The organism is Belnapia mucosa, assembly GCF_016775475.1.
GTDB classification, from domain to species: domain Bacteria; phylum Pseudomonadota; class Alphaproteobacteria; order Acetobacterales; family Acetobacteraceae; genus Belnapia; species Belnapia mucosa.
The window spans coordinates 1-20,362 of sequence record NZ_JAEUXJ010000011.1 but is presented as its reverse complement, the minus strand read 5'-3'; the positions used below and the strand labels follow the sequence as shown (position 1 = coordinate 20,362).

At 68.0% G+C, this 20,362-nt stretch carries 18 protein-coding genes and 1 pseudogene; 2 read left to right on the top strand and 17 right to left on the bottom strand.

The window, feature by feature from the left end; all coding sequences use genetic code 11:
- Nucleotides 1-24: 24 nt before the first annotated feature.
- Genes JMJ55_RS21415 through JMJ55_RS21365 form a run of 11 tightly spaced genes read right to left on the bottom strand, consistent with a single transcriptional unit; the run spans nucleotide 25 to nucleotide 14,469 of the window.
- Nucleotides 25-1,974, bottom strand: coding sequence for an acetyl/propionyl/methylcrotonyl-CoA carboxylase subunit alpha (locus tag JMJ55_RS21415; protein WP_202827649.1), 1,950 nt, complete (start codon nucleotides 1,972-1,974; stop codon nucleotides 25-27).
- Nucleotides 1,971-3,578, bottom strand: a complete 1,608-nt coding sequence (locus JMJ55_RS21410) for a carboxyl transferase domain-containing protein (RefSeq protein WP_202827648.1) — start codon at nucleotides 3,576-3,578, stop codon at nucleotides 1,971-1,973. The genes JMJ55_RS21415 and JMJ55_RS21410 overlap by 4 nt, the downstream gene beginning before the upstream one ends.
- On the bottom strand, nucleotides 3,575-4,750 hold the full coding sequence (locus JMJ55_RS21405; RefSeq protein ID WP_202827647.1) for an isovaleryl-CoA dehydrogenase: 1,176 nt from the start codon (nucleotides 4,748-4,750) through the stop codon (nucleotides 3,575-3,577). Before JMJ55_RS21405 ends, JMJ55_RS21410 begins: the two co-directional genes overlap by 4 nt.
- Complete coding sequence (locus tag JMJ55_RS21400; RefSeq protein WP_202827646.1) at nucleotides 4,750-6,369, bottom strand: AMP-binding protein; 1,620 nt, start codon at nucleotides 6,367-6,369, stop codon at nucleotides 4,750-4,752. The genes JMJ55_RS21405 and JMJ55_RS21400 overlap by 1 nt, the downstream gene beginning before the upstream one ends.
- Nucleotides 6,369-7,574 carry a phenylacetate--CoA ligase family protein gene (locus JMJ55_RS21395; RefSeq protein ID WP_202827645.1) on the bottom strand — a complete coding sequence of 402 codons (1,206 nt, stop codon included), beginning with the start codon at nucleotides 7,572-7,574 and terminating at the stop codon, nucleotides 6,369-6,371. The genes JMJ55_RS21400 and JMJ55_RS21395 overlap by 1 nt, the downstream gene beginning before the upstream one ends.
- Nucleotides 7,565-8,362, bottom strand: coding sequence for an ABC transporter ATP-binding protein (locus JMJ55_RS21390; RefSeq protein ID WP_202827644.1), 798 nt, complete (start codon nucleotides 8,360-8,362; stop codon nucleotides 7,565-7,567). The genes JMJ55_RS21395 and JMJ55_RS21390 overlap by 10 nt, the downstream gene beginning before the upstream one ends.
- A 7-nt stretch (nucleotides 8,363-8,369) precedes the next feature.
- Nucleotides 8,370-9,656, bottom strand: a complete 1,287-nt coding sequence (locus tag JMJ55_RS21385; RefSeq protein WP_202827643.1) for an ABC transporter substrate-binding protein — start codon at nucleotides 9,654-9,656, stop codon at nucleotides 8,370-8,372.
- A gap of 14 nt (nucleotides 9,657-9,670) precedes the next feature.
- Complete coding sequence (locus JMJ55_RS21380; RefSeq protein ID WP_202827642.1) at nucleotides 9,671-10,735, bottom strand: branched-chain amino acid ABC transporter permease; 1,065 nt, start codon at nucleotides 10,733-10,735, stop codon at nucleotides 9,671-9,673.
- Nucleotides 10,735-11,628: a branched-chain amino acid ABC transporter permease gene (locus tag JMJ55_RS21375; protein WP_202827641.1), complete on the bottom strand. Its 894-nt coding sequence runs from the start codon at nucleotides 11,626-11,628 to the stop codon at nucleotides 10,735-10,737. The genes JMJ55_RS21380 and JMJ55_RS21375 overlap by 1 nt, the downstream gene beginning before the upstream one ends.
- Nucleotides 11,629-11,632: 4 nt before the next feature.
- Nucleotides 11,633-13,528: an AMP-binding protein gene (locus JMJ55_RS21370; RefSeq protein WP_202827640.1), complete on the bottom strand. Its 1,896-nt coding sequence runs from the start codon at nucleotides 13,526-13,528 to the stop codon at nucleotides 11,633-11,635.
- The gene (locus JMJ55_RS21365) at nucleotides 13,525-14,469 is read right to left on the bottom strand and encodes an ABC transporter ATP-binding protein (RefSeq protein ID WP_202827639.1); all 945 of its coding nucleotides are present in this window, start codon (nucleotides 14,467-14,469) and stop codon (nucleotides 13,525-13,527) included. The genes JMJ55_RS21370 and JMJ55_RS21365 overlap by 4 nt, the downstream gene beginning before the upstream one ends.
- Between JMJ55_RS21365 and JMJ55_RS21360 the strand changes: the two genes are divergently transcribed.
- Complete coding sequence (locus tag JMJ55_RS21360) at nucleotides 14,459-15,058, top strand: TetR/AcrR family transcriptional regulator (RefSeq protein ID WP_202827638.1); 600 nt, start codon at nucleotides 14,459-14,461, stop codon at nucleotides 15,056-15,058. The genes JMJ55_RS21365 and JMJ55_RS21360 overlap by 11 nt on opposite strands.
- Before the next feature lie 13 nt (nucleotides 15,059-15,071).
- On the opposite strand, the pseudogene JMJ55_RS21355 reads toward JMJ55_RS21360, so the two are convergent.
- The 5 genes and pseudogenes from JMJ55_RS21355 to JMJ55_RS21335 all read right to left on the bottom strand — a co-directional run bounded on the left by JMJ55_RS21355 (nucleotide 15,072) and on the right by JMJ55_RS21335 (nucleotide 19,463).
- A pseudogene (locus JMJ55_RS21355) lies at nucleotides 15,072-15,712 on the bottom strand (IS5 family transposase).
- A gap of 178 nt (nucleotides 15,713-15,890) precedes the next feature.
- Nucleotides 15,891-16,619, bottom strand: a complete 729-nt coding sequence (locus JMJ55_RS21350) for a glycerophosphodiester phosphodiesterase (protein WP_202827637.1) — start codon at nucleotides 16,617-16,619, stop codon at nucleotides 15,891-15,893.
- Nucleotides 16,616-17,572, bottom strand: a complete 957-nt coding sequence (egtD, locus tag JMJ55_RS21345; RefSeq protein WP_202827636.1) for an L-histidine N(alpha)-methyltransferase — start codon at nucleotides 17,570-17,572, stop codon at nucleotides 16,616-16,618. Before egtD ends, JMJ55_RS21350 begins: the two co-directional genes overlap by 4 nt.
- Nucleotides 17,569-18,771, bottom strand: coding sequence for an ergothioneine biosynthesis protein EgtB (gene egtB, locus JMJ55_RS21340; protein ID WP_202827635.1), 1,203 nt, complete (start codon nucleotides 18,769-18,771; stop codon nucleotides 17,569-17,571). Before egtB ends, egtD begins: the two co-directional genes overlap by 4 nt.
- Nucleotides 18,772-18,902: 131 nt before the next feature.
- Nucleotides 18,903-19,463: an O-linked N-acetylglucosamine transferase family protein gene (locus JMJ55_RS21335; protein ID WP_202827634.1), complete on the bottom strand. Its 561-nt coding sequence runs from the start codon at nucleotides 19,461-19,463 to the stop codon at nucleotides 18,903-18,905.
- A 225-nt stretch (nucleotides 19,464-19,688) separates the two neighbouring features.
- Here JMJ55_RS21335 and JMJ55_RS21330 point away from each other — a divergent pair, with 225 nt between their 5' ends.
- Nucleotides 19,689-19,895 carry a dodecin gene (locus JMJ55_RS21330; protein ID WP_202827633.1) on the top strand — a complete coding sequence of 69 codons (207 nt, stop codon included), beginning with the start codon at nucleotides 19,689-19,691 and terminating at the stop codon, nucleotides 19,893-19,895.
- Nucleotides 19,896-19,975: 80 nt separating this feature from the next.
- On the opposite strand, the gene JMJ55_RS21325 is transcribed toward JMJ55_RS21330, so the two are convergent.
- Nucleotides 19,976-20,140 carry a hypothetical protein gene (locus JMJ55_RS21325; RefSeq protein WP_202827632.1) on the bottom strand — a complete coding sequence of 55 codons (165 nt, stop codon included), beginning with the start codon at nucleotides 20,138-20,140 and terminating at the stop codon, nucleotides 19,976-19,978.
- Nucleotides 20,141-20,362 lie beyond the last annotated feature (222 nt).

Genomic DNA, 20,362 nt, shown 5'->3' with positions numbered 1-20,362 from the left:
CGAGAGACCCATTCCCCGGCCAGGTCAATCGCCAGCGGCCAGCGTCACCAGCTCCGCCCCCTCCTCCACGCTGTCGCCCGGGGCACAGCCGATATGGGTGACCACGCCATCGGCCGGGGCGGTGATGCGGAGCTCGGTCTTCATCGCCTCCAGCACCGCCAGCACCTGACCGCGGCTCACCGCCTCCCCTTCCCGGACCAGCACCTGGACGACGCGACCGGGGATGGGGGCCGAGAGCCGACCCTGCCCGGCCACCTCGCCGCCGGGCGGCGCATAGGGGTCGAGGCAGCGGAGGGTCCACTCGCCCTCGGGCAGCAGCACCTGCACCGCATCTCCGTCGCGAAGGACAGGGACGCGATGCGCCGTGCCGTCCAGCACGACCTGCAAGGCCCCATCCGGCAGGCGGCGGCCGGCGAGCTGGAGGTCGCCCTCCCAGCCCGCCCCGGCGCGCAGCAGGCGGAGGCGATGGGTCGCCTCGCCATCCGCCAGCGCCACCAGCCGGGAGCCGGCACCCTGCAACCGCCAGCCATCCTGCCGGTCCCAGGGATCGCCGGGGGCCGCATCCGGCGGCAGCAGGGCATCGAGCGCGGCAGCGGCCAGGGCAAGGCGCGGCGCCGGCCGGGCCGGCGGCTGGAGATCGGCGGCATGACGCAGGGCGAAGCCGGTATCCAGCTCCGCCGCCAACATCGCCGGATGCGCGGCGAGGCGGCCGAGGAAGCCGAGATTGCTGGTGATCCCCGCGACCCGGCACTCCACCAGCGCGGCCGAGAGCCGGGCCAGCGCCGCCCGCCGATCCGGTCCCCAGGCGACCAGCTTGGCGATCATCGGGTCATAATAGGGGGTGATGGCATCGCCCTGCACCACACCGCTCTCGATCCGCAGATCAAAGGCAGGCGCCGGCAGGCGGAACCGCCGCAGCGGCCCGGTCGAAGGGCGGAAATCCTGCGCCGGGTCCTCGGCATAGAGCCGGACCTCGACGCTATGCCCATGTGGCGCCGGGGCCTCCGTCTGCGGCAGGGGCTCGCCGGCGGCGATGCGGAGCTGCCATTCCACCAGATCGAGGCCGGTGACCATCTCCGTCACCGGATGCTCGACCTGGAGCCGGGTGTTCATCTCCATGAAGAAGGCGTCCTCGGCCTCGACGATGAACTCCACCGTGCCGGCCGAGACATAGCCGACAGCCCGGGCCGCAGCGATCGCCGCCTCATGCAGCCGCGCGCGCAAAGCGGGCGAGAGGTCCGGCGCCGGCGCCTCCTCCAGCACCTTCTGGTGGCGGCGCTGCACGGAGCAGTCGCGGGTATGGAGATGAATGGTGTTGCCGTAGCGATCGGCAAAGACCTGCACCTCCACATGCCGTGGCTTTTGGAGGTAGCGCTCCAGCAGAACACGGTCGTCGCCGAAGGCGGCTTTGGCTTCCCGCCTCGCGCCGGCGAGCTGAGCGGTGAAATCCTCCGCGCGCAGCACCGGGCGCATGCCCTTGCCACCGCCGCCGGCGCTGGCCTTGATCAGCACGGGGAAGCCGATCCGCGCCGCCTGTTCGGCAAGGAACGCCTCTTCCTGCGCCTCACCATGGTAGCCGGGGACGATGGGGACTCCGGCGGCTTCCATCAGCCGCTTTGATTCCGCCTTGCTGCCCATGGCGCGAATGGCGCCGGGCGGCGGGCCGACGAAGAGAATGCCGGCGGCCGCGCAGGCCTCGGCGAATTCGGCATTCTCTGAGAGGAAGCCATAGCCGGGATGAATCGCCTCCGCCCCGCCTGCCTTGGCCGCGGCCAGGATGCGGTCGATGCGGAGATAGCTTTCCGCCGCGCGGGCGCCGCCAATGGGATAGGCCTCGTCGGCCTGGAGGACATGCTGCGCCCCCGCATCTGCCTCGGAGAAGACGGCGATGCTGCGGATGCCGAGGCGGCGGGCGGTGCGGATGATGCGGCAGGCGATCTCGCCGCGATTGGCGATGAGGAGGGTCTTGATCACATGCGGAACACGCCGAAGCGCGTCTCCCCGATCGGCGCGTTGCAGGCGGCGGAGAGGCCGAGGCCGAGCACGTCCCGCGTCAGCGCCGGGTCGATGATGCCATCATCCCAGAGCCGCGCGGTGGCGTAATAGGGCGAGCCCTGAGCCTCATACTGGGCGCGGATCGGGGCCTTGAAGGCGGTCTCCTCCTCGGCGGGCCAGGTGCCGCCCTTGGCCTCGATGTTGTCGCGTCGGAGGGTCGCCAGCACGCTCGCCGCCTGTTCCCCGCCCATGACGCTGATGCGGCTGTTCGGCCAGGTGAACAGCAGCCGCGGCGAATAGGCGCGGCCGCACATGCCGTAATTGCCGGCACCGAAGCTGCCGCCGATGAGGACGGTGAATTTCGGCACCGCGGTGGTGGCGACGGCGGTGACGAGCTTGGCGCCATCCTTGGCGATGCCACCCGTTTCATATTTCCGGCCGACCATGAAGCCGGCGATATTCTGCAGGAACAGCAGCGGGATGCCGCGCTGGCTGCACAGCTCGACGAAATGCGCCCCCTTCTGCGCCGACTCGGAAAAGAGGATGCCGTTATTGGCGATGATGCCGACCGGATAGCCCCAGATACGAGCGAAGCCGCAGACCAGTGTCGCGCCGTAGCGCGGCTTGAACTCGTCGAGTTCAGAGCCGTCGACGATGCGGGCGATCACCTCCCGCACATCGTAAGGCTGGCGTACATCCTGCGGGATGATGCCATGCAACTCCGATGGGTCGTAGCGCGGCGGCACCGGTGCAGCGATATCGAGGCTGCTCGACTTCCGCCGGTTCAGCCGCCCGACGATCCGCCGCGCGAGGCCAAGCGCATGCATGTCGTCCAGCGCAAATTGGTCCGCGACGCCGGAGAGCCGCGTATGCACATCGGCCCCGCCGAGATCCTCGGCGCTGACGATCTCGCCCGTCGCCGCCTTCACCAGCGGCGGGCCGGCGAGAAAGATGGTGCCCTGTTCCTTGACGATGATCGCCTCGTCGCACATGGCCGGCACATAGGCGCCGCCGGCGGTGCAACTGCCCATCACCACCGCCACCTGCGGGATGCCACGGGCCGACATATTGGCCTGGTTGTAGAAAATGCGGCCGAAATGCTCGCGGTCGGGGAAGATCTCGTCCTGATTTGGCAGGTTGGCGCCGCCGCTATCGACGAGATACAGGCAGGGCAGATGGTTCTGCAGCGCGATCTCCTGCGCGCGCAGATGCTTCTTCACCGTGACGGGGTAGTAGCTGCCACCCTTCACCGTGGCGTCGTTGGCGACGATGACGCATTCCCGCCCGGCGACGCGGCCGATGCCGGTGATCATACCGCCTGCCGGCACCTCGCCGCCATAGAGGCCATGGGCGGCGAGCGGCGACAGCTCGAGGAAGGGCGCGCCAGGGTCGAGCAGCCGCTCCACCCGCTCCCGTGGCAGCAGCTTGCCGCGGGCCGCATGGCGCTGCCGTGCCGCCTCCGGCCCACCGAGCGCTGCCTGGGCGGTCTGTTCGGCCAGTTCCGCGAGCAAGATCCGCATGGCAGCGGCATTGGCGCGGAATTCGCTGCCGCGCGTCTCGATGGCCGAAGTAAGGATGCTCATGCGGTCTCGCGGAAGAGTTCACGGCCGATCAGCATGCGGCGGATCTCGCTGGTGCCGGCCCCGATCTCATAGAGCTTGGCGTCGCGCAGCAGCCGCCCGGTCGGCGTCTCGTTGATATAGCCCATGCCGCCGAGGATCTGAATGGCGTCGAGGGCGATGCGCGTCGCCGCCTCGGCCGCGTAGAGGATGGCGCCGGCGGCGTCCTTCCGCGTGGTCTGCCCGCGGTCGCAGGACCGCGCCACGGCATAGACATAGGCACGGCAGGCATTCAGCGCCGTGTACATATCGGCGACCTTGCCCTGGATGAGCTGGAACTCGCCGATCGGCTGACCAAACTGCTTCCGTTCATGGATATAGGGCACGACGATATCGAGCGCCGCCTGCATGATGCCGAGCGGCCCGGCCGCCAGCACAGCGCGTTCATAGTCGAGGCCGGACATCAGCACCCGCACGCCTTCGTTGACGCGGCCGAGGACATTCTCCTCCGGCACTTCGCAATCCTCGAAGACCAGTTCAGAGGTGGGGGAGCCGCGCATGCCGAGCTTGTCGAGCTTCTGCGCCGGGCGGAAACCCTTGAAGCCCTTCTCGATCAGAAAGGCGGTGATGCCGCGCGGACCGGCTTCCGGATCGGTCTTGGCATAGACCACCAGCGTCTCGGCGTAATGCGCATTGGTGATCCAGAGCTTGGTGCCGTTCAGCACATAGCGGTCGCCGCGCTTCTCGGCGCGCAGCCGCATGGAGACAACATCCGACCCCGCCCCCGGCTCGCTCATCGCCAGCGCACCGAGATGCTCGCCGCTGATCAGCTTCGGCAGGTAGCGGCGCTTCTGGTCCTCATTGCCGTTGCGGCTGATCTGGTTAACGCAGAGATTGGAATGCGCGCCATAGGATAGCCCGACCGAGGCGCTGGCCCGGCTCACCTCCTCCATCGCCACGCAATGCGCGAGGTAGCCCATATTCGCGCCGCCATGCTCCTCGCTGGCGGTGATGCCGTGCAGGCCGAGCGCGCCCATTTCCGGCCAGAGATGGCGCGGGAATTCATCGGTGCGATCAATCTCGGCGGCAATCGGCGCGATGCGGCTCTCGGCGAAGCCGCGGACGCTGTCGCGCAGCGCATCGATCTCCTCGCCGAGCCCATGGTCGAGGCTCGGGATGGTGACATTGCCGGGCATCAGCCCTCTCCCTTGGTATAGCGGCGGCGCAGCTCCCCGCGCATCACCTTGCCGGTGGCGGTCAGCGGCAGCGCATCGGCAAAATGCACGGCACGCGGATAGACATGCGCGGCGAGCCGCGTCTTCACATGGTCCTGCAAGCTGCGCGCCAAGGCTTCATCCGTAGCGACACCCGGTGCCGGGACGACGATGGCGGTGACCGCCTCGGTCCGCAACGGATCGGGCAGGCCGATCACCGCGGCCATGGCGACGGCGGGATGTGCGGCGAGGCAATCCTCGATCTCGCCTGGCCCGATGCGGTAGCCGGCGGAGGTGATGACATCATCATCGCGGCCGACGAAGCGGAACCAGCCCGCTTCGTCCTGCTCGCCCTGGTCGCCGGTCAGCAGCCAATCGCCGGCAAATTTGGCCGCCGTCTCCTCCGGACTGTTCCAATAGCCGAGGAACATCACCGGGTCGGGTCGGCGGATGGCGATGGTGCCCTGCTGCCCGGGCGGCAGCACGCGGCCCTCGGCATCCACCACCGCCACCTCATGCCCCGGTACGGCACGGCCCATCCAGCCTGGCCGCGCCGGCATCAGCGCGGCGCAGGAGGAGACGACCAAGTTGCATTCGGTCTGGCCGTAGAATTCGTTGATCGTGCAGCCGAAGGTGGCGCGGCCCCAGTCCAGCAGCTCGGCGCCCAGCGTCTCGCCGCCGCTGCCGATGCTCCGCGGTCGGGCGCCGAAGCGCGTCGGGTCTGGCACCAGGCGCAGCATCTTCAGCGCGGTCGGCGGAAGGAAGGCATTGCGCACCCCATGCTCGGCCATCAGCCGGTAGGCGAATTCCGGATCGAATTTCGCCATCCGATGCGCCAGCACCGGCACGCCGTGATAGAGGCTCGGCAGCAACACATCGAACAGCCCGCCGATCCAGGCCCAGTCGGCCGGCGTCCAGAACAGGTCGCCCGGCTGCGGAAACAGGTCCTGCGGCATCTCGACCCCCGGCAGATGGCCGAGCAGCACGCGATGCGCATGCAGCGCCCCCTTCGGAGCGCCGGTGGTGCCGGAGGTATAGATGATGACAGCGGGATCGTCGGCCGCCGTGTCACGCGTTGCGAAGGCGTCGCTCGCCCGGGCCATCTCGGCGCGGAGGTCGAGCGCCCCTGGCCCTGCCCCATCCGCGCTGAGCACCAGCCGCAGCGCCGGCAGATCAAGCCCGGCGATCTTCGCCAGCCCCACCGCATCCGTCACCAGCGCCGCCGCCCCGCAATCGCGCAACCGATATTCCAGCGCCTGTTCCTGAAACAGCTGGAACAACGGCACGGCGATGGCGCCGAGCTTGTAGGCCGCAAGATGTGCGATCGCCGCAGCCGGCACCTGCGGCAGCAACACGCCGATCCGGTCGCCCGGCCCGATGCCATGCGCGGTGAGGGCATTGGCCAGCCGGTTGCTCTCGGCCCGCAAGGCATCGAAGCTGATGCGCTCCATCGCGCCATCCGTACGCAGATGCAGCAGCGCGGGCCGGCCGCTGCCATCCGCCCAGCGATCGCAGCAAGCGGCGGCGATGTTGAAACGCTCCGGCACCTGCCAGCGGAAGGCGGCGCGGATCGCTTCGTAGCTGTCGCCCCGCGGCAGCATCAGCCCGGCACCGGCCGCGTGTCGTCGATGACCTTGCCGTCATTCGGCAGGCTCCCGGGCGGGACGCATTCGACCTGGCCGCGCAGATTGGTCGCCCCCTGCAAGGCTTCGGCCAGCGCCGCGGCCGCCTCGGCCGGTGCCTCAGCGCGCAGCAGCATTACGTCGCGCTCGCCCTCCAGCGAGACAACCAGCCGCGCCTTGGCCACGCCCGGCACGGCGCGCAGAACCGCCGCCACCTGCTCCGGCCGCACGAACATCCCGCGCACCTTAGCGGCCTGATCGGCCCGCCCCATCCAGCCGCGGATGCGCCGGTTGGTGCGGCCGCAGGGCGATTGCCCTGGCAGGATGGCGGACAGGTCGCCGGTGGCGAACCGGATCAGCGGATGATGCGGGTTGAGCGTGGTCACCACGACCTCTCCCACCTCGCCATCCGGCACCGGGTCGCCGGTGCCCGGCCGGACGATCTCGACGATCACGCCCTCATCAAAGATCAGCCCCTCGGGTGCCTCGCTCTCATAGGCGATGAGGCCAAGATCGGCGGTGCCGTAGCTCTGCAGCACGGTCAGCCCGCGCTCCGCATACCAGGCACGCAGGCTCGGCAGATAGGCGCCGCCGGTTACATGGCCGAGCTTCAGCGAAGACAGATCCAGGCCGAGCGCGTCGCCCCGCTCCAGGATCGTCTTCAGGAAATCCGGCGTGCCACTGTAGCAGCGCGGACGGAGTTGCGCCGCGGCCTGGGCCTGCATCTCGGTATTGCCCGTGCCGGCCGGAAAGACCGGGCAGCCCAGCGCCCGTGCCCCGCCTTCCAGCATGCTGCCGGCCGGGGTGAAGTGATAGGCGAAGCAGTTGTGCAGCAACTCGCCGGCGCGCAGCCCGGTCGCATGCAGCGCCCGCGCATAGCGCCAGTAATCCGGCACCGCCGCTTCCGGCTCATAGATCGGGCCGGGCGAGGCGAAGACGCGGGCGAGCTGGCCGAAGGGCGTTGCCACCACACCACCGAAGGGAGGCCGCGCACTTTGCTGCGCCACGAGCTCGGACTTCCGCGTCACCGGTAGCGCGGTGAGCGGCCCGTCCGGCAGACCGGCATAATGAGGCGCCTGGGTCCGGGCATGGGTGATCTGCCGCGCCAGCGCCGCGGCCTGTGCCGCTTCCCGTTCGTCGGCGCTGCGGGTCTCGAGCGCGTCGAAATATTCCGCTAGAGCCACCGCTTCCTCCGCTTGTAGCTCTTGAGGTTCTTGAAGCTCTTCCGCTCGGCGCCATGGCCACCGAGGTAGAATTCCTTCACATCCTCATTGTCGGCCAGCGCCTCCGCTGTGCCGTCCAGCACCACCTTGCCCTGCTCCATCACATAGGCATAGCTCGCGACCGAGAGTGCCATGCGCGCATTCTGCTCGACCAGCAGGATGGTGATGCCGAGTTCCTCGTTCAGCCGGCGGATGATGGAGAAGACCTCCTTCACCAGCAGCGGCGAGAGGCCCATGGAGGGCTCGTCCATGAGGATCAGCTTCGGCCGCGCCATCAACGCACGCCCGATCGCCAGCATCTGCTGCTCCCCGCCCGAGAGGTAGCCGGCAAGGCCGGTGCGTTCCCTCAGCCGCGGGAAATAGCCATAGACCCGCTCGATATCCGGCTTCACGTCGTTATCGGAGCGGGTAAAGGCCCCGAGGCGCAGATTCTCGAGGCAGGTCATGTCGGCAATGATGCGGCGGCCTTCCATCACCTGGAAGATGCCGCGGCGGACGATCATATGCGGATCGATCCCGTCGATGCGTTCGCCGGCGAAGCGGATCTCGCCGCGGGTGACCTCGCCCTCTTCTGTCTTCAGCAGGCCCGAGATCGCTTTCAGCGTCGTCGATTTCCCGGCGCCATTCGCACCGAGCAGGGCAACGATCTTGCCCTGCGGCACCTTGAGCGAGAGGCCGCGCAGCACAAGGATGACGTCGTTATAGACGACCTCGATATTGTTGACCTCGAGGAGCGGCGCGGCCTCCATTGGCTGGTTACCAGCCCAGCCAGTCGGCACGGCGGTCGAGCGTGACCGTCTTCACCGGCTCCAGCCGCATCGTGCCGTTCTGCATCAGCTCGCCGACACTGCCCTGGCTGGTATCGCCGGTGACGCGCGCGCGATACAGCGCGACGGAGAGCTGGCCGCGATGATCGGCCGCGGTGAAGTTGGAGGGCGAGCAGACACCGTCGAACCCATTGGGCACCCAGTTCTGCCGGGCATAGAAGCCGTCGCGGATACGCTCGCCGGTGATCTGGCCGCCATTCGCCGCCGCCGTCTCCATGGCTTCCGCCATCAGCATGGCGCTGCAGATGCCGGAGAGGTAGTGGACCGGCCGGTAGGCCGTGCCGGCCTGGTCGGAGATGCGGCTGATCGCCTGCACATTCGCCATGCCCGCCGCCTGCTGGCCCCAGACCGCGCCGGTGCGGACCGGGAAGACCACGCCATTTGCCGCCGGACCCGCGGCCTTCATGGCATTCTCATCCATGCCCCAGACATTGCCCATGAACTGGACATTCACCCCCGCGGTCTGGCAGGCCCGGAGCACGGAGATGTTGGAGCCCGCGGTATTGCCGAGATAGGCGTAATTGGCGCCCTGGTTCTTCAGCGTCAGGCATTGCGCGGTGTAGTCGCCCGGCGTCAGCGCGAAGACGATCGCCGGCAGCACCTCGAAGCCGAGTTCCGCCGCCAGTGCCTCACCGGCCGCCTTGGGCGAATTCGGATAGGGGTGGTTGCCGCCCATATGGACGTATTTCGGCCGCCCCTGCCCGCCCTTCCCCTTCCAGTCCTCGGCGGCCCAGATCAGCATCGCCCGCAGCGCATCCGAATAGGATGGGCCGTAGAAGAAGTTGTAGGGCGAGGCCTCCACGCCCTGCCGCCCGGACTTGCCGCCGGCATCGGTCAGCGCCGCGGAGTAGGAGCCCGAGACATAGGGCACCTTGTCGCGCGTCACGAAGCGCACCAGCGCCTCGGTATCCGCCGTGCCCCAGCCATTGATGGCGACGACGCGGTCGCGGCTCCAAGCCTGGTACTGGCTGACGGCGCGCGGCGCCTGGTAGCCGTAGTCGAAGGCCAGCACATTCACCTGCCGCCCGGCGACGCCGTTGCGGGTGCGGTTGAGCCAGGCCCAGGTGTCGTTGACGCCCTGTGCGAAGGGCGTGCCGACATCGCTGGTGGCGCCCGAGAGGTCCATCAGATGCGCGACCGGAACCGGCTGCGCCGCCGCCGGCAGGGTCAGCGCCGCGGCCGTGGCCAAGCCCAGGATCGTTGCCTTCATGGTCATTCTTGTCCTCCCCATCAATGCGAATACGGGTAGAGCTTCCAATAGGCCTTGATCAGCCGCCAGCGGTGGGCAAGGCCATCCGGCTCGAAGATCAGGAACAGGATGATGGCGGCACCCACCGCCATCTCGCGCAGGAAGGAGATCGAGGCGCCGAGTTTCAGCACCCGGTCGATCGCGCTGCCTGAGAGCGCGTCCGCCCCGGCCTGCACCAGTTCCGGCAGCAGCACCATGAAGGCGGCGCCCATCAGGCTGCCCATCACGCTGCCCAGCCCGCCGATGATGACCATGCCGAGGAATTGGATGGAGAAGAGGATGTTGAAGGCCTCGACACTGACGAAGAGCAGGTAATGCGCGTAGAGCGCACCGCCGATCCCGGCATAGAGCGAGGCGATGCCGAAGGAGAGCGTGCGGTAATAGGCGAGGTTGATGCCCATCACCTCCGCGCTCAGGTAGTGGTCGCGCACCGCGACCAGCGCCCGCCCGTCCCGCGTCCGCATCAGGTTCGCCGCGGCGGCATACATCACCACCACATAGGCGATGACGACATAGAGGTAGGTCTCCTCCCGGTCCGCCACCCAGGAACCGAGTGCGAAGGGCTCGGTGATCCGTCCCGCCACGCCGCCGGTGAACCATTGGGCGCGGGCGAAGAAATCCTCCAGGATGAACTGCGCGGCGAGGGTTGCGATGGCGAGATAGAGGCCCTTCAACCGCCCCGCCGGCGCGCCGAAGACGAGGCCGACCAGCGCCGTCATCGCCCCCGCCAGCGGGATGCAGAGCGCGACCGGGATGTGCCAGCGCTCATGCAGCCAGGCGCTGGCGAAGGCGCCGAAGCCGAAGAAGGCGGCATGGCCGATGCTGATCTGCCCGGTGAAGCCGACCAGGATGTTGAGCCCGAGCGCGGCGATACCCAGCGTGCCGATATTGATCAGCAGGCCGAGCTCGTAGCGCCCGAGGACCAGCGGCGCCGCGCAGAGCAGGGCGAGGCCGAGCCACATCGCAATGCGGCTGTTCCGCGTCGGGAAGATCGTCATGTCTTCCCGGTAGCTGCTCCGGTAGTCGCCGGCGGGGGCCAGGTCCATCAAACGCGCTCGATATTCTTGGTGCCGAACAGCCCGTAGGGCTTGATCAGCAGGATCAGGATCAGGGCGTAGAAGGGCGCGATGGTGACCATGTTGCCCCAGTTCAGCCAGCCGGCATCGAGATATTGCGCCCAATTCTCCAGCACGCCGACGATCAACCCGCCGAGCACCGCGCCAGCGACGCTATCAAGCCCGCCCAGGATGACGGCGGGGAAGACTTTGATGCCGTAGAAGGACAGCGCCGAGGAGACACCATTCACCACACCCACCACGATCCCGGCCACCGAGGAGACCACCGCCGAAATCGCCCAGGACATGGCGAAGACCTTCGGCACCGAGATACCTAGCGACTGCGCCACCTGCTGGTCGAAAGCCGTCGCCCGCATGGCGAGGCCATGCTTCGAGGCGGTGAAGAACCAGGCGAAGCCGGCCATGATGAGGATCGAGATGCCAAGGCTCATCAGATAGACCGGCTGCACCTCCAGCCCGAGGACATTGACCCGCTCGGTGCTGAAGATCGGCGGGAAGGGCTTGGCGAAGACGCCGAAGATCCATTTCATCAGCGCCTGGAAAAAGATGCCGAGGCCGATCGTCGCCATGATGACGCTGATCACCGGCTCCCCGATCAGCGGCCGCAGCACGACCACCTGCAGGATCAGGCCGAAGGCGGTCATGAAGGCGAGCGTCACCAGGAAGCCGGCCCAGAAGGGCAGCTGCCATTCCGTCAGCAGCCACCAGCAGACCCAGGCGCCCACCAGCAGGAATTCGCCCTGGGCGAAATTCACCACCTGGCTCGCCTTGTAGATCAACACGAAGCTCATCGCGACGACGCCGTAGAGCGCGCCCACGATCAACCCGTTCAGCGTGAGTTGCAGCAGCAGCGTCCAATCCATCGCCCTACTCCGCCGCCTGCGCCAAGGCCGCCTCGCGCATCGGGACCACGCGGAGCGTGGTACGGATGCGCTGGCGCGTGCCGTCCTGGAAGGCAATGGTGGTATCCACCGGGATCGCCGCCTCCCCCGCATAGATCGCCGTGATGATCTCGGCGTATTTCTGGTTGATGACGCCGCGGCGCACCTTGCGGGTGCGGGTCAGCTCGTCGTCATCCGCATCGAGCTCCTTGTAAAGCAGGACGAAGTCGCGGATGCGCTGTGCTTCCGGCAGGGTGGCATTCACCCGCGCCACTTCGCCCCGCAACAGCTCCAGCACCTGGTCGCGGGCCGAGAGATCGGTATAGGTGGTGAAGGCGATCCGGTTGCGCTCCGCCCATTTCGAGACGATGGGGAAGCGGATGCAGATCATCGCCGCCAGATGCGGCCGCCCGTCGCCCAGCACCACCGCTTCCGCGACATAGGGGCTGAATTTCAGCTTGTTCTCGATGTACTGGGGGCTGAACCGGTCACCGCGGCTGGTGGTGGCGATGTCCTTGATGCGGTCGATCACCACCAGATGGCCGGATTTGTCGAAATAGCCGGCATCACCGGTATGCAGCCAGCCGTCGCGCATGTCGCCGGTCTCGGTCGTGCCGAAATAGCCGCTGAACATATTGGGATGGCGCGTCACGATCTCGCCGACGCCATTCTGGTCGGGCTTGTCGATCCGCATCTCGATGGTCTCATCGAAGCGCACGCCGACCGTGTCGAAATTCACCGCCTCCGGCCGGTGCAGCGTATAGGCGCCGAGCAATTCGGTCTGGCCATAGAGCTGGCGCAGCGGCACGCCCATGGCCAGGAAGAAGCGGAAGGTATCGGGCCCCAGCGCCGCCCCGCCGGTCGCGGCCGAACGGAGGTTGCTGAAGCCCAGGCGGTCGCGCAGCGCGCGAAACAGCAGCGTATCGGCCAGGCCCGACCGTCCGCCACGGTCGAGCGCCGCCAGGCCGCGCTGCATGCCGAGCTCGAACATCCGCCGCTTGAGCGGCGAGGCATCCATGACCTTGGCCCGCACCTCGGCCGCGATCTGTTCCCAGAGGCGTGGGGCGAAGAGGACGAAGCTCGGGCCGATCTCGCGGAAATCGGCCATCATCGTCTCCGGCTCCTCGACGAAGTTCACCTTCATCCGGGCGATGAGACCCCAGCCGAGGACGTAGATCTGCTCCATGATCCAGGGCAGCGGCAGGACGGAGACATATTCGTCCTGCGGCCCCTTCGGATCGGCCTTGAGGTAGCTCTCGCAATGCCGCACCAGCGCACCGCCGCGCAGCATGGCGAGCTTCGGCCGCGCCGTCGTGCCGGAGGTGGTGCAGAGGACGGCGATGTCCTCGCCCCGTGTCGCCTCGACCAGCCGCGCATAGGCCCCCGCATCGGCCGCATGCGCCGCCTCGCCCAGCCGCACCAGCTCGGTGGCCGGCAGCAGCCGCGGGTCCTGGTGCTTCCGCATGCCGCGCGGGTCGGAATAGATGATGTGCCGCAGCGCCGGCGCCCGCTCGCCCATGCCGAGCAGCTTGTCGACCTGCTCCTCATCCTCGGCGATCACGGCCTTGGCGCCGCTATGTTCCAGCAGGTAAGCGACCTCGTCGTCCAGCGCATCGCGATAGATGCCGAGCGAGCGAGCGCCGATCGCATGCGCCGCGATCTCGCCCATCACCCAGTCCGGCCTGTTATCGCCGATCAGCCCGACCACATCGCCGGCGCCGAGGCCGAGCGATTGGAGGCCGAGCGCGAAGGCACGCGTCCGCGCCTCGTATTCCGTCCAGGTGAAGGCGCGCCAGATGCCGAATTGCTTCTCGCGCAGCGCCACCTCGCCGCCATGCTCCCGGGCATTGCGGGACAGCAATTTGGGCAGCGTATCGGTCATGGTGCGAGCGCCTCCTCGGGCTCGCTCACCACCTCATCGGCCTCACCCAGATAGGCGCGGCGCACATGCGGATCGGCCAGCACCGCGTCCGGCGCGCCTTCGGCGATCTTTTTGCCGAAATCGAGGACCATGACGCGGTGCGAGATGTCCATCACCACGCCCATATCGTGCTCGATCATCAGCACGGTCATGCCCCATTCCTCGTTGAGGTCGAGGATGTAGCGGGCCATGTCCTCCTTCTCCTCGAGATTCATCCCCGCCATCGGCTCATCGAGCAGGATAAGCTTCGGGCGCAGTGCAATGGCGCGCGCCAGCTCCACCCGCTTACGCAAGCCGTAGGAGAGCGTGCCGGCCGGCGCTTTCCGCACATGCTGGATCTCGAGGAAGTCGATGATTTCCTCGACCTCGCGCCGGTGCGCAATCTCCTCGCGTTGCGCGCCGCCGAGCCAGTAGGCCATGCCGGAGAGGAAGCCGTGCCGCATCAGATGGTGGCGGCCGACCATGATATTGTCGAGCACGGTCATGTGCCCAAACAGCGCCAGGTTCTGGAAGGTGCGGCCGATGCCGATGGCGGCGCGCTTGCGGGTCGGCAGGCGGGTGATGTCCTCACCATCGAAGCGGATGCGCCCTGCGGTCGGGCGATAGCGGCCGGAGATGCAATTGACCATAGAGGTCTTGCCAGCACCATTCGGGCCGATGATGGAGAAGACCTCGCCGCGCCGGATCTCAAAGGAGACATCCGTCAGCGCGCGAACGCCGCCAAAGCGCAGGCTCACCTGCTCCGCCGCCAGAATCGGCGCGTCTGGTGCCACCGTTCCGTCCCTCCCGCCGGATCTGTGCCGATCCGCTGCTAAACGAACATATGTTCGTTTTCCGATTGACCGCAAGGGGATTCCGACTTCAGTTTCCAGCTGGGACGGAAAGGCCGCAATGGGACGCATCGCCGGGTCGAACGGGGAGAGGACGGCTGCCCTGATCCGCCGCGCCGCGCTGCGGCTGATCCATCGCCAGGGCTTCGCCGCCATGAACCTGCGCGAGCTGGCGGCCGAGGTCGGCATCAGCCCCGCCTCGCTCTACAACCATATGCGGACCAAGCAGAACCTGCTCTTCGACCTGGTCCATGAGCACATGACGACGCTGCTGGCGGAGACCGATGCAGCGCTCGCCGCCGCCGGCCCAGCCCTCATGGACCGGCTGCGCGCCTTCATCGGCCATCACGTGCTCTATCACCTGGAGCGCAAGCGCGAGGTCTATATCGCCAATTTCGAGTTGCGCGCCCTCGACCCGCCCAATGCCGCGGTCATCCTCGGGCTCCGCCACGACTATGAAGCACGGTTGATCGCGCTGCTGGAGGAAGGCGTGGCGGCTGGCCTGCTCGCGGTGGAGGATGTCCGGGTCGCCGCCTATGCCATGCTCGCCATGCTGACCGGCGTCTGCACCTGGTACCGGCCCAGCGGCCGGCTTGGCCGCGACGACATCGTCGCGGTCCATATTGCCTTGGCGCTCGACGGTGTCTGCCGCCGGGACTAGGGTCCGGACTCAATCAGGTCCATCCGAGGAGGATGGCGGCGATGGCGACGGCTGAGGCGAAGTTGGCGGCGAGCTTGTCGTATCGGGTGTGGATGCGTCGCCAGTCCTTGAGCCGTCCGATGGTGCGCTCGATGATGTTTCGCGCTTTGTAGGAGCGCTCGTCGAAGGGATGCGGGGTCTTGCGGGTGGGGTTGTTCGGGATGACGGGCGTGGTGCCGCGCCCGAGCAGGAAGTGGCGCAGGCCGTTGCTGTCGTAGGCGGCATCGGCGGCGCAGAAGGCAGGTGGCGGCAGGTTGGCACGCGAGCGGCCTATGGCCTGGAGGTCAGCCCCCCTTTTCCGCCCGCGGCCGAACGGTGCGCTTTGGCAGTGGTGCTGTCGATCAGTTGCAGCCCGCCCGGCGTCGCCTCGACCAGGGCGGCCAGTATGCCCGCCCAGATGCCGCGGCCCGACCAGCGATGGTAGCGGTTATAGATCGTGGTCGAGGGGCCGTAGCAGGCCGGGCAGTCCTGCCAGCGCCCGCCGTTCTTGAGCATATGCACGATGCCGCTGATGACGCGCCGGTCGTCCACCCGACGTGCGCCGGGCTGGTTCGTCGGCAGCAGCGGCTCGATCGCCGCCCACTGCCGGTCCGACAGCCAAAACTCTCCCGCCATGACCCAAGCTCCGTCACCCAGCAGCTTGAATCACATCCAGCCGCACCGCCGCCAGAGCTGATTGGGTTTGGAGCCTAGAGCGGTTTCCGTTCGCCTTGGCTCACCGAAGCCGCTCTAGGTTGTTGTTTGAGCGAGCAAATTACTCCGATCAGCTGATTCCACCTGATCGGAGTTTGCTCTAGCCGCGCAGCCGCAGCGCCAGCACGGGGTCATCAGTGGCGATGGCGTCCAGCCCGAGCTCCAGCCCCCGCCCGATCGTCGCCGCGTCATTCGTGCCCCAGGCGCTGACCGCCAGCCGCGCATCGCGCAGCGCGGCCACCGCATCGCGGTCCAACTCGCTGATCGGCAGGCCAAGTTCCTCCGCCCGACAGGCGCGGCAGAGCGCAATGGCGCTCTCCGGGCCCATGCCACGCCAGGGCTTCGACTCCATCAGCAGCACCAGCCGGTGAAAGCCGCCCGCGGCGGCCGCAGCGGCAACCGTCATCGGCTCGAAGCTCATCAGGACCGTGCGCCGGCGCATCTCCAGCCCATCCAGCACCGCGAGGCAGGCGGGGACGATGCCGGGATAGGGCCGGCCGGCACTGTCCGCCTTGATCTCCAGCCGCAGGATGCGCCCTGCATCGCGCACCAGCGTCGCCACCTCGGCGAGGCTCGGCACCCCCTCCCCGCCCGTGCCCTTCACCCGCAGGCGGCGCAACTCTTCCAGGCTCCGCTCCCGCACCGGCCCACGTCCATCCGTCATGCGGTCAAGTGTCGCGTCATGCATCACCGCCACCTCGCCATCGGCGGTGAGATGGACATCGATCTCCAATTGCTCCGCCGGCAGGGCCAGGGCCTGGCGGAAGGCCTGCAGGCTGTTTTCGGGCCAAAGGATGGCCCCGCCCCGATGGCTGGCGATCTCCGTCATGCGTCGAGTAGCCAGAGTCCGAACAACGAATCCGGATCGGTCCAGCGCTGCGCGACCCGCCAGCCGGCGGCGCCGGCGAGTTCCGCCAGCCGCTCGGGCCGGTATTTGTGGCTGCTCTCGGTATGGATGGTCTCGCCGGCGGCGAAGGGGATCGCCCGCCCTGCCAGATGGACCACCTGCGCCCGTTCCGAGACGAGATGCATCTCGATCCGCTCCAATTCCTCGTTCCAGACGGCCCGGTGCCGGAAGGCGCCGGGATCGAAATCCGCCCCCGCCTCCCGGTTCAGCCGGTGCAGCAGGTTCAGGTCGAAGGCGGCGGTGACGCCGGCGGCATCGTCATAAGCCGCCTCCAGCACCGCGGGCGATTTCACCAGATCGGCACCCAGCAGCATCCGCGCCCCCGGCCCGAGCGTCACCCGGGCCCGGCGGAGAAAGGCCACCGCCCCTTCGGGCTCGAAATTACCAATGGTCGAGCCGGGAAAGAAGCCGAGCCGCGGCGCCGCGCCGATCCGCGCCGGCAGCGGGAAGGAAGCCGTGAAATCCGCCACCACTGGCAGCACCGGCAGGCCCGGCCGCGCCAGGCTCACGCGATTGGCCGCGCCTTCCAGCCATTCGGGGGCAATATCCACCGGCACATAGGCAGCTGGCCGTACCAGCATGCCGAGCAGCAGCGCCGCCTTCTCGCCATCGCCGGGCCCGAATTCCACCACCGCCCGACCCGGCCCCACCGCCGCGCCGATGGCGGCGCCCTGATCGGTCAGGATGCCGATCTCGGTTCGGGTCGGGTAGTATTCGGGCAGGCGGGTAATCGCCTCGAACAGCCGGCACCCTTCTACATCGTAGAGCCATTTACAGGGCAGGGTCTTGCGCGGGGCAGTCAGCCCGGCCAGCGCATCGGCGATGAGGGCGGCGCGCTGCTGCGCCGCGGCATCACGGGCGGTGGCGGCACTCATGCCGCATCCGCCGCGAGGCGCAGCCCGCTGAATTGCCAGCGCACCCCGGGCGGGAAGAAGTTGCGGTAGCTCGGCCGCGCATGGCCCGGCGGGGTGGCGAGCGAGCCGCCGCGCAGCACCATCTGTCCGATCATGAATTTGCCGTTGTATTCGCCGACCGCGCCCTCCCAGGGGCGGAAGCCGGGATAGGGCCGATAGGCGCTGCCGGTCCATTGCCAGGCCACATCATGGGCCTGAAGGAAGCCGGGCAGACCGCACGCCGCCTCCCACTCCGCTTCGGTCGGCAGACGGCGGCCAGCCCAGCGGGCAAAGGCCTCCGCCTCGTACCAGGAGATGTGATGGACAGGTGCGCCGGGGTCGAGCGGCCGTAGCCCGGCGAGGCCGAATTGCATCCCGCCGCCATCGCCCTGGTGCCAGTACTGCGGTGCCTCCCAGCCCTCGGCCTGGCAGGCGGCCCAGCCCTCGCTCATCCAGAGGGAGACGGTGCGGTAGCCGCCATCGCCCATGAATTCGAGCCATTCCCGATTGGTCACCAACCGGTCGGCGATGCGGTAGGGATCGAGCCAGGTCCGGTGCCGCGGCGTCTCATTGTCGAAGGCGAAGCCGGATCCCTCGGCGCCGATGCGCTGCACGCCCTCCGGCCCCTCCAGCAGCCGCATCCCGCCAGGGGGCGGCGCCGGATCGCGCCAGTCGCGGTCATAGGCGGGCAGCAGCGGGTTTTGCGATAGGGCATGGAGGATATCGGTCAGCAACAGCTCCTGATGCTGCTGCTCATGCTGCAGGCCGAGTTCGACCAGCGGCAGCACCTCGAGCGGTGGGTCGCGCAGCAGCCGGGCCATGGCAGCATCCACATGCGCGCGATACTCGCCGACCTCCGCCGCCGAGGGCCGCGTCAGCATGCCGCGCTTGGGTCGGGCATGCCGCGGTCCGGCTGCCTCATAATAGGAGTTGAAGAGGAAGGCATACTCCTCTCGCAGCCGCCGATAGCCGGGCAAATGCGGCAGCAATAGGAAGGTCTCGAAGAACCAAGTCACATGCGCCCGGTGCCATTTGGTCGGGCTGGCATCCGGCATGGATTGGACCACCTGGTCCTCGGGCGAGAGCGGGGCGGCGAGGCGTTCGGTGCGGTCCCGGATGGCGGCATAGCGCTCCGACAGGTTTCTGGTCGTCGGGAGCAGATGCTGGTCGAGAAGGGTCATGGGCGCTCCTGCTTCCTTCCTCACCACGGTGCGGAACGATCTCAGGGACCGACCGGTTCCGCCTAAATGGGGGCGGCTTCGCGCCTGCCGAGACGAAGGTTACCGGAACCCTAACAGCACGGTATGACGTTTTACGGAGCAGCCCCCTCCCAGGCCTGGCGGAGCGCCGCCGCCAAGTTGCGCCCGAAGCGCGGTGCATCGGTCAGCGGCGAGGTGGCGACCCGGCCCCGCAGCCCCGCCCGTAGAGCCGCCAGCGCCGGCAGGTCCCCCGCCCGGGCGATGGCCTGGGCGATATAAGCCTCAGGCGTCGCCGCCACCCAAGCCTCCAGCCCGATATTGCCCAGATGGCTCGCCGCATGTCGGCCGCAGAAACTGTCCCCGGCCACGGCCAGCACCGGCACGCCCATCCACAGCGCCTCGCAGACGGTGAGGCCGCCGGTATAGGGAAAGGGGTCGAGGGCGATGTCGATCCCGCCATAGGCCGCCATCAGCCCGGCATGCGGCAGGCCTGGCTCCAGCGCCACCCTTTCCATCGGCAGGCCGGCCGCGCCGAGGCGCTGGGCGAAGCGGTCCCGCGCCGCCGCCTCGCCCAGCGCATGGGTCCGCAGCACCAGCCGCGCCTCCGGCAGGGCGGCGAGGATTTTTGCCCAGGCCGCCAATACCGGCGCGGTCAGCTTGGCCAGGTTGTTCAAGCCAACGACGATTGTGGGAGTTGCGGTCTTTTTACCTCTGGGCCAGAACGCCTGGGGCCAAGCCTTGCCTTGTTCATGTCGGATGGTCAGGGTCGGTGGTGCGGAATTACTCACGATTCCGAGATCGAGCCGGGTCTAGGCCGCGCTTGTCCCGAGCCACGGTGGAAGTCAGGATCGATGGGCGCCTCACCGGGTGGACCGAGCGGAGCGCATGGAGCGCCCATCATGACCGAGCACGTCTACAAGCTGGTGGAGCTTGTGGGCACCTCTGGTGCCAGCGTCTCTGACGCCATTCAAAATGCCATCACGAGAGCGGCCGCCACTGTCCGCAACATCAAGTGGTTCGAGGTCGTCCAAGTGCGTGGCGAGGTGAAGGACGGCAAGGTTGGGCATTACCAAGTGACCCTCAAGGTCGGATTTACGCTCGACTAAGGTTAGAGCAGCAGGCGACGCTCAGCCCCAGGCGCCCCGCACCTCCGCCTTGACCCTCTCGGTCGTGCAGGCAATGGGCGTCACCCAGACGTTGGGCGATCGATCTGGGCCAAGCGCCGGACATCGTGGCGGTCCTTCATGGCCCGCTCGAAGTCGTCGAAGGTGGCAGGATTGACGGCGATGTCGGCCGTGAAGGCATGGCTGTTAGTCGTGGCTGGACGCCGGACGATCTCGCAGTAGCGCATGATGGTGTCCTCGGGGTGAGGCTCGGCCTGATCGCCGAGCCGGGTCTTTACCTCCGGTCCGGCTGACGATCCCGAGCATGGATGCCCGGAAATGCGCGGGTAGTGCCAGCGTGACGGGCCGGGCGTTGCGGCAGGCCGATATCTAAAAGGCTGTTTTGAAAGCTACGGGGCAGGAAGTCGCTTGCGGTTCGGGTGAGCGAGGCGGTGGAGCATGAGACGGAT

Bases quoted from the DNA above. Each gene is read 5' to 3' on its own strand.
- JMJ55_RS21410 (WP_202827648.1), bottom strand. From the start codon at position 3,578: ATGAGCATCCTTACTTCGGCCATCGAGACGCGCGGCAGCGAATTCCGC.
- JMJ55_RS21405 (WP_202827647.1), bottom strand. From the start codon at position 4,750: ATGCCCGGCAATGTCACCATCCCGAGCCTCGACCATGGGCTCGGCGAG.
- JMJ55_RS21400 (WP_202827646.1), bottom strand. From the start codon at position 6,369: ATGCTGCCGCGGGGCGACAGCTACGAAGCGATCCGCGCCGCCTTCCGC.
- JMJ55_RS21390 (WP_202827644.1), bottom strand. From the start codon at position 8,362: ATGGAGGCCGCGCCGCTCCTCGAGGTCAACAATATCGAGGTCGTCTAT.
- JMJ55_RS21385 (WP_202827643.1), bottom strand. From the start codon at position 9,656: ATGACCATGAAGGCAACGATCCTGGGCTTGGCCACGGCCGCGGCGCTG.
- JMJ55_RS21380 (WP_202827642.1), bottom strand. From the start codon at position 10,735: ATGGACCTGGCCCCCGCCGGCGACTACCGGAGCAGCTACCGGGAAGAC.
- JMJ55_RS21375 (WP_202827641.1), bottom strand. From the start codon at position 11,628: ATGGATTGGACGCTGCTGCTGCAACTCACGCTGAACGGGTTGATCGTG.
- JMJ55_RS21370 (WP_202827640.1), bottom strand. From the start codon at position 13,528: ATGACCGATACGCTGCCCAAATTGCTGTCCCGCAATGCCCGGGAGCAT.
- JMJ55_RS21360 (WP_202827638.1), top strand. From the start codon at position 14,459: ATGGGACGCATCGCCGGGTCGAACGGGGAGAGGACGGCTGCCCTGATC.
- JMJ55_RS21365 (WP_202827639.1), bottom strand. From the start codon at position 14,469: ATGCGTCCCATTGCGGCCTTTCCGTCCCAGCTGGAAACTGAAGTCGGA.
- JMJ55_RS21350 (WP_202827637.1), bottom strand. From the start codon at position 16,619: ATGACGGAGATCGCCAGCCATCGGGGCGGGGCCATCCTTTGGCCCGAA.
- egtD (WP_202827636.1), bottom strand. From the start codon at position 17,572: ATGAGTGCCGCCACCGCCCGTGATGCCGCGGCGCAGCAGCGCGCCGCC.
- egtB (WP_202827635.1), bottom strand. From the start codon at position 18,771: ATGACCCTTCTCGACCAGCATCTGCTCCCGACGACCAGAAACCTGTCG.
- JMJ55_RS21330 (WP_202827633.1), top strand. From the start codon at position 19,689: ATGACCGAGCACGTCTACAAGCTGGTGGAGCTTGTGGGCACCTCTGGT.
- JMJ55_RS21325 (WP_202827632.1), bottom strand. From the start codon at position 20,140: ATGCGCTACTGCGAGATCGTCCGGCGTCCAGCCACGACTAACAGCCAT.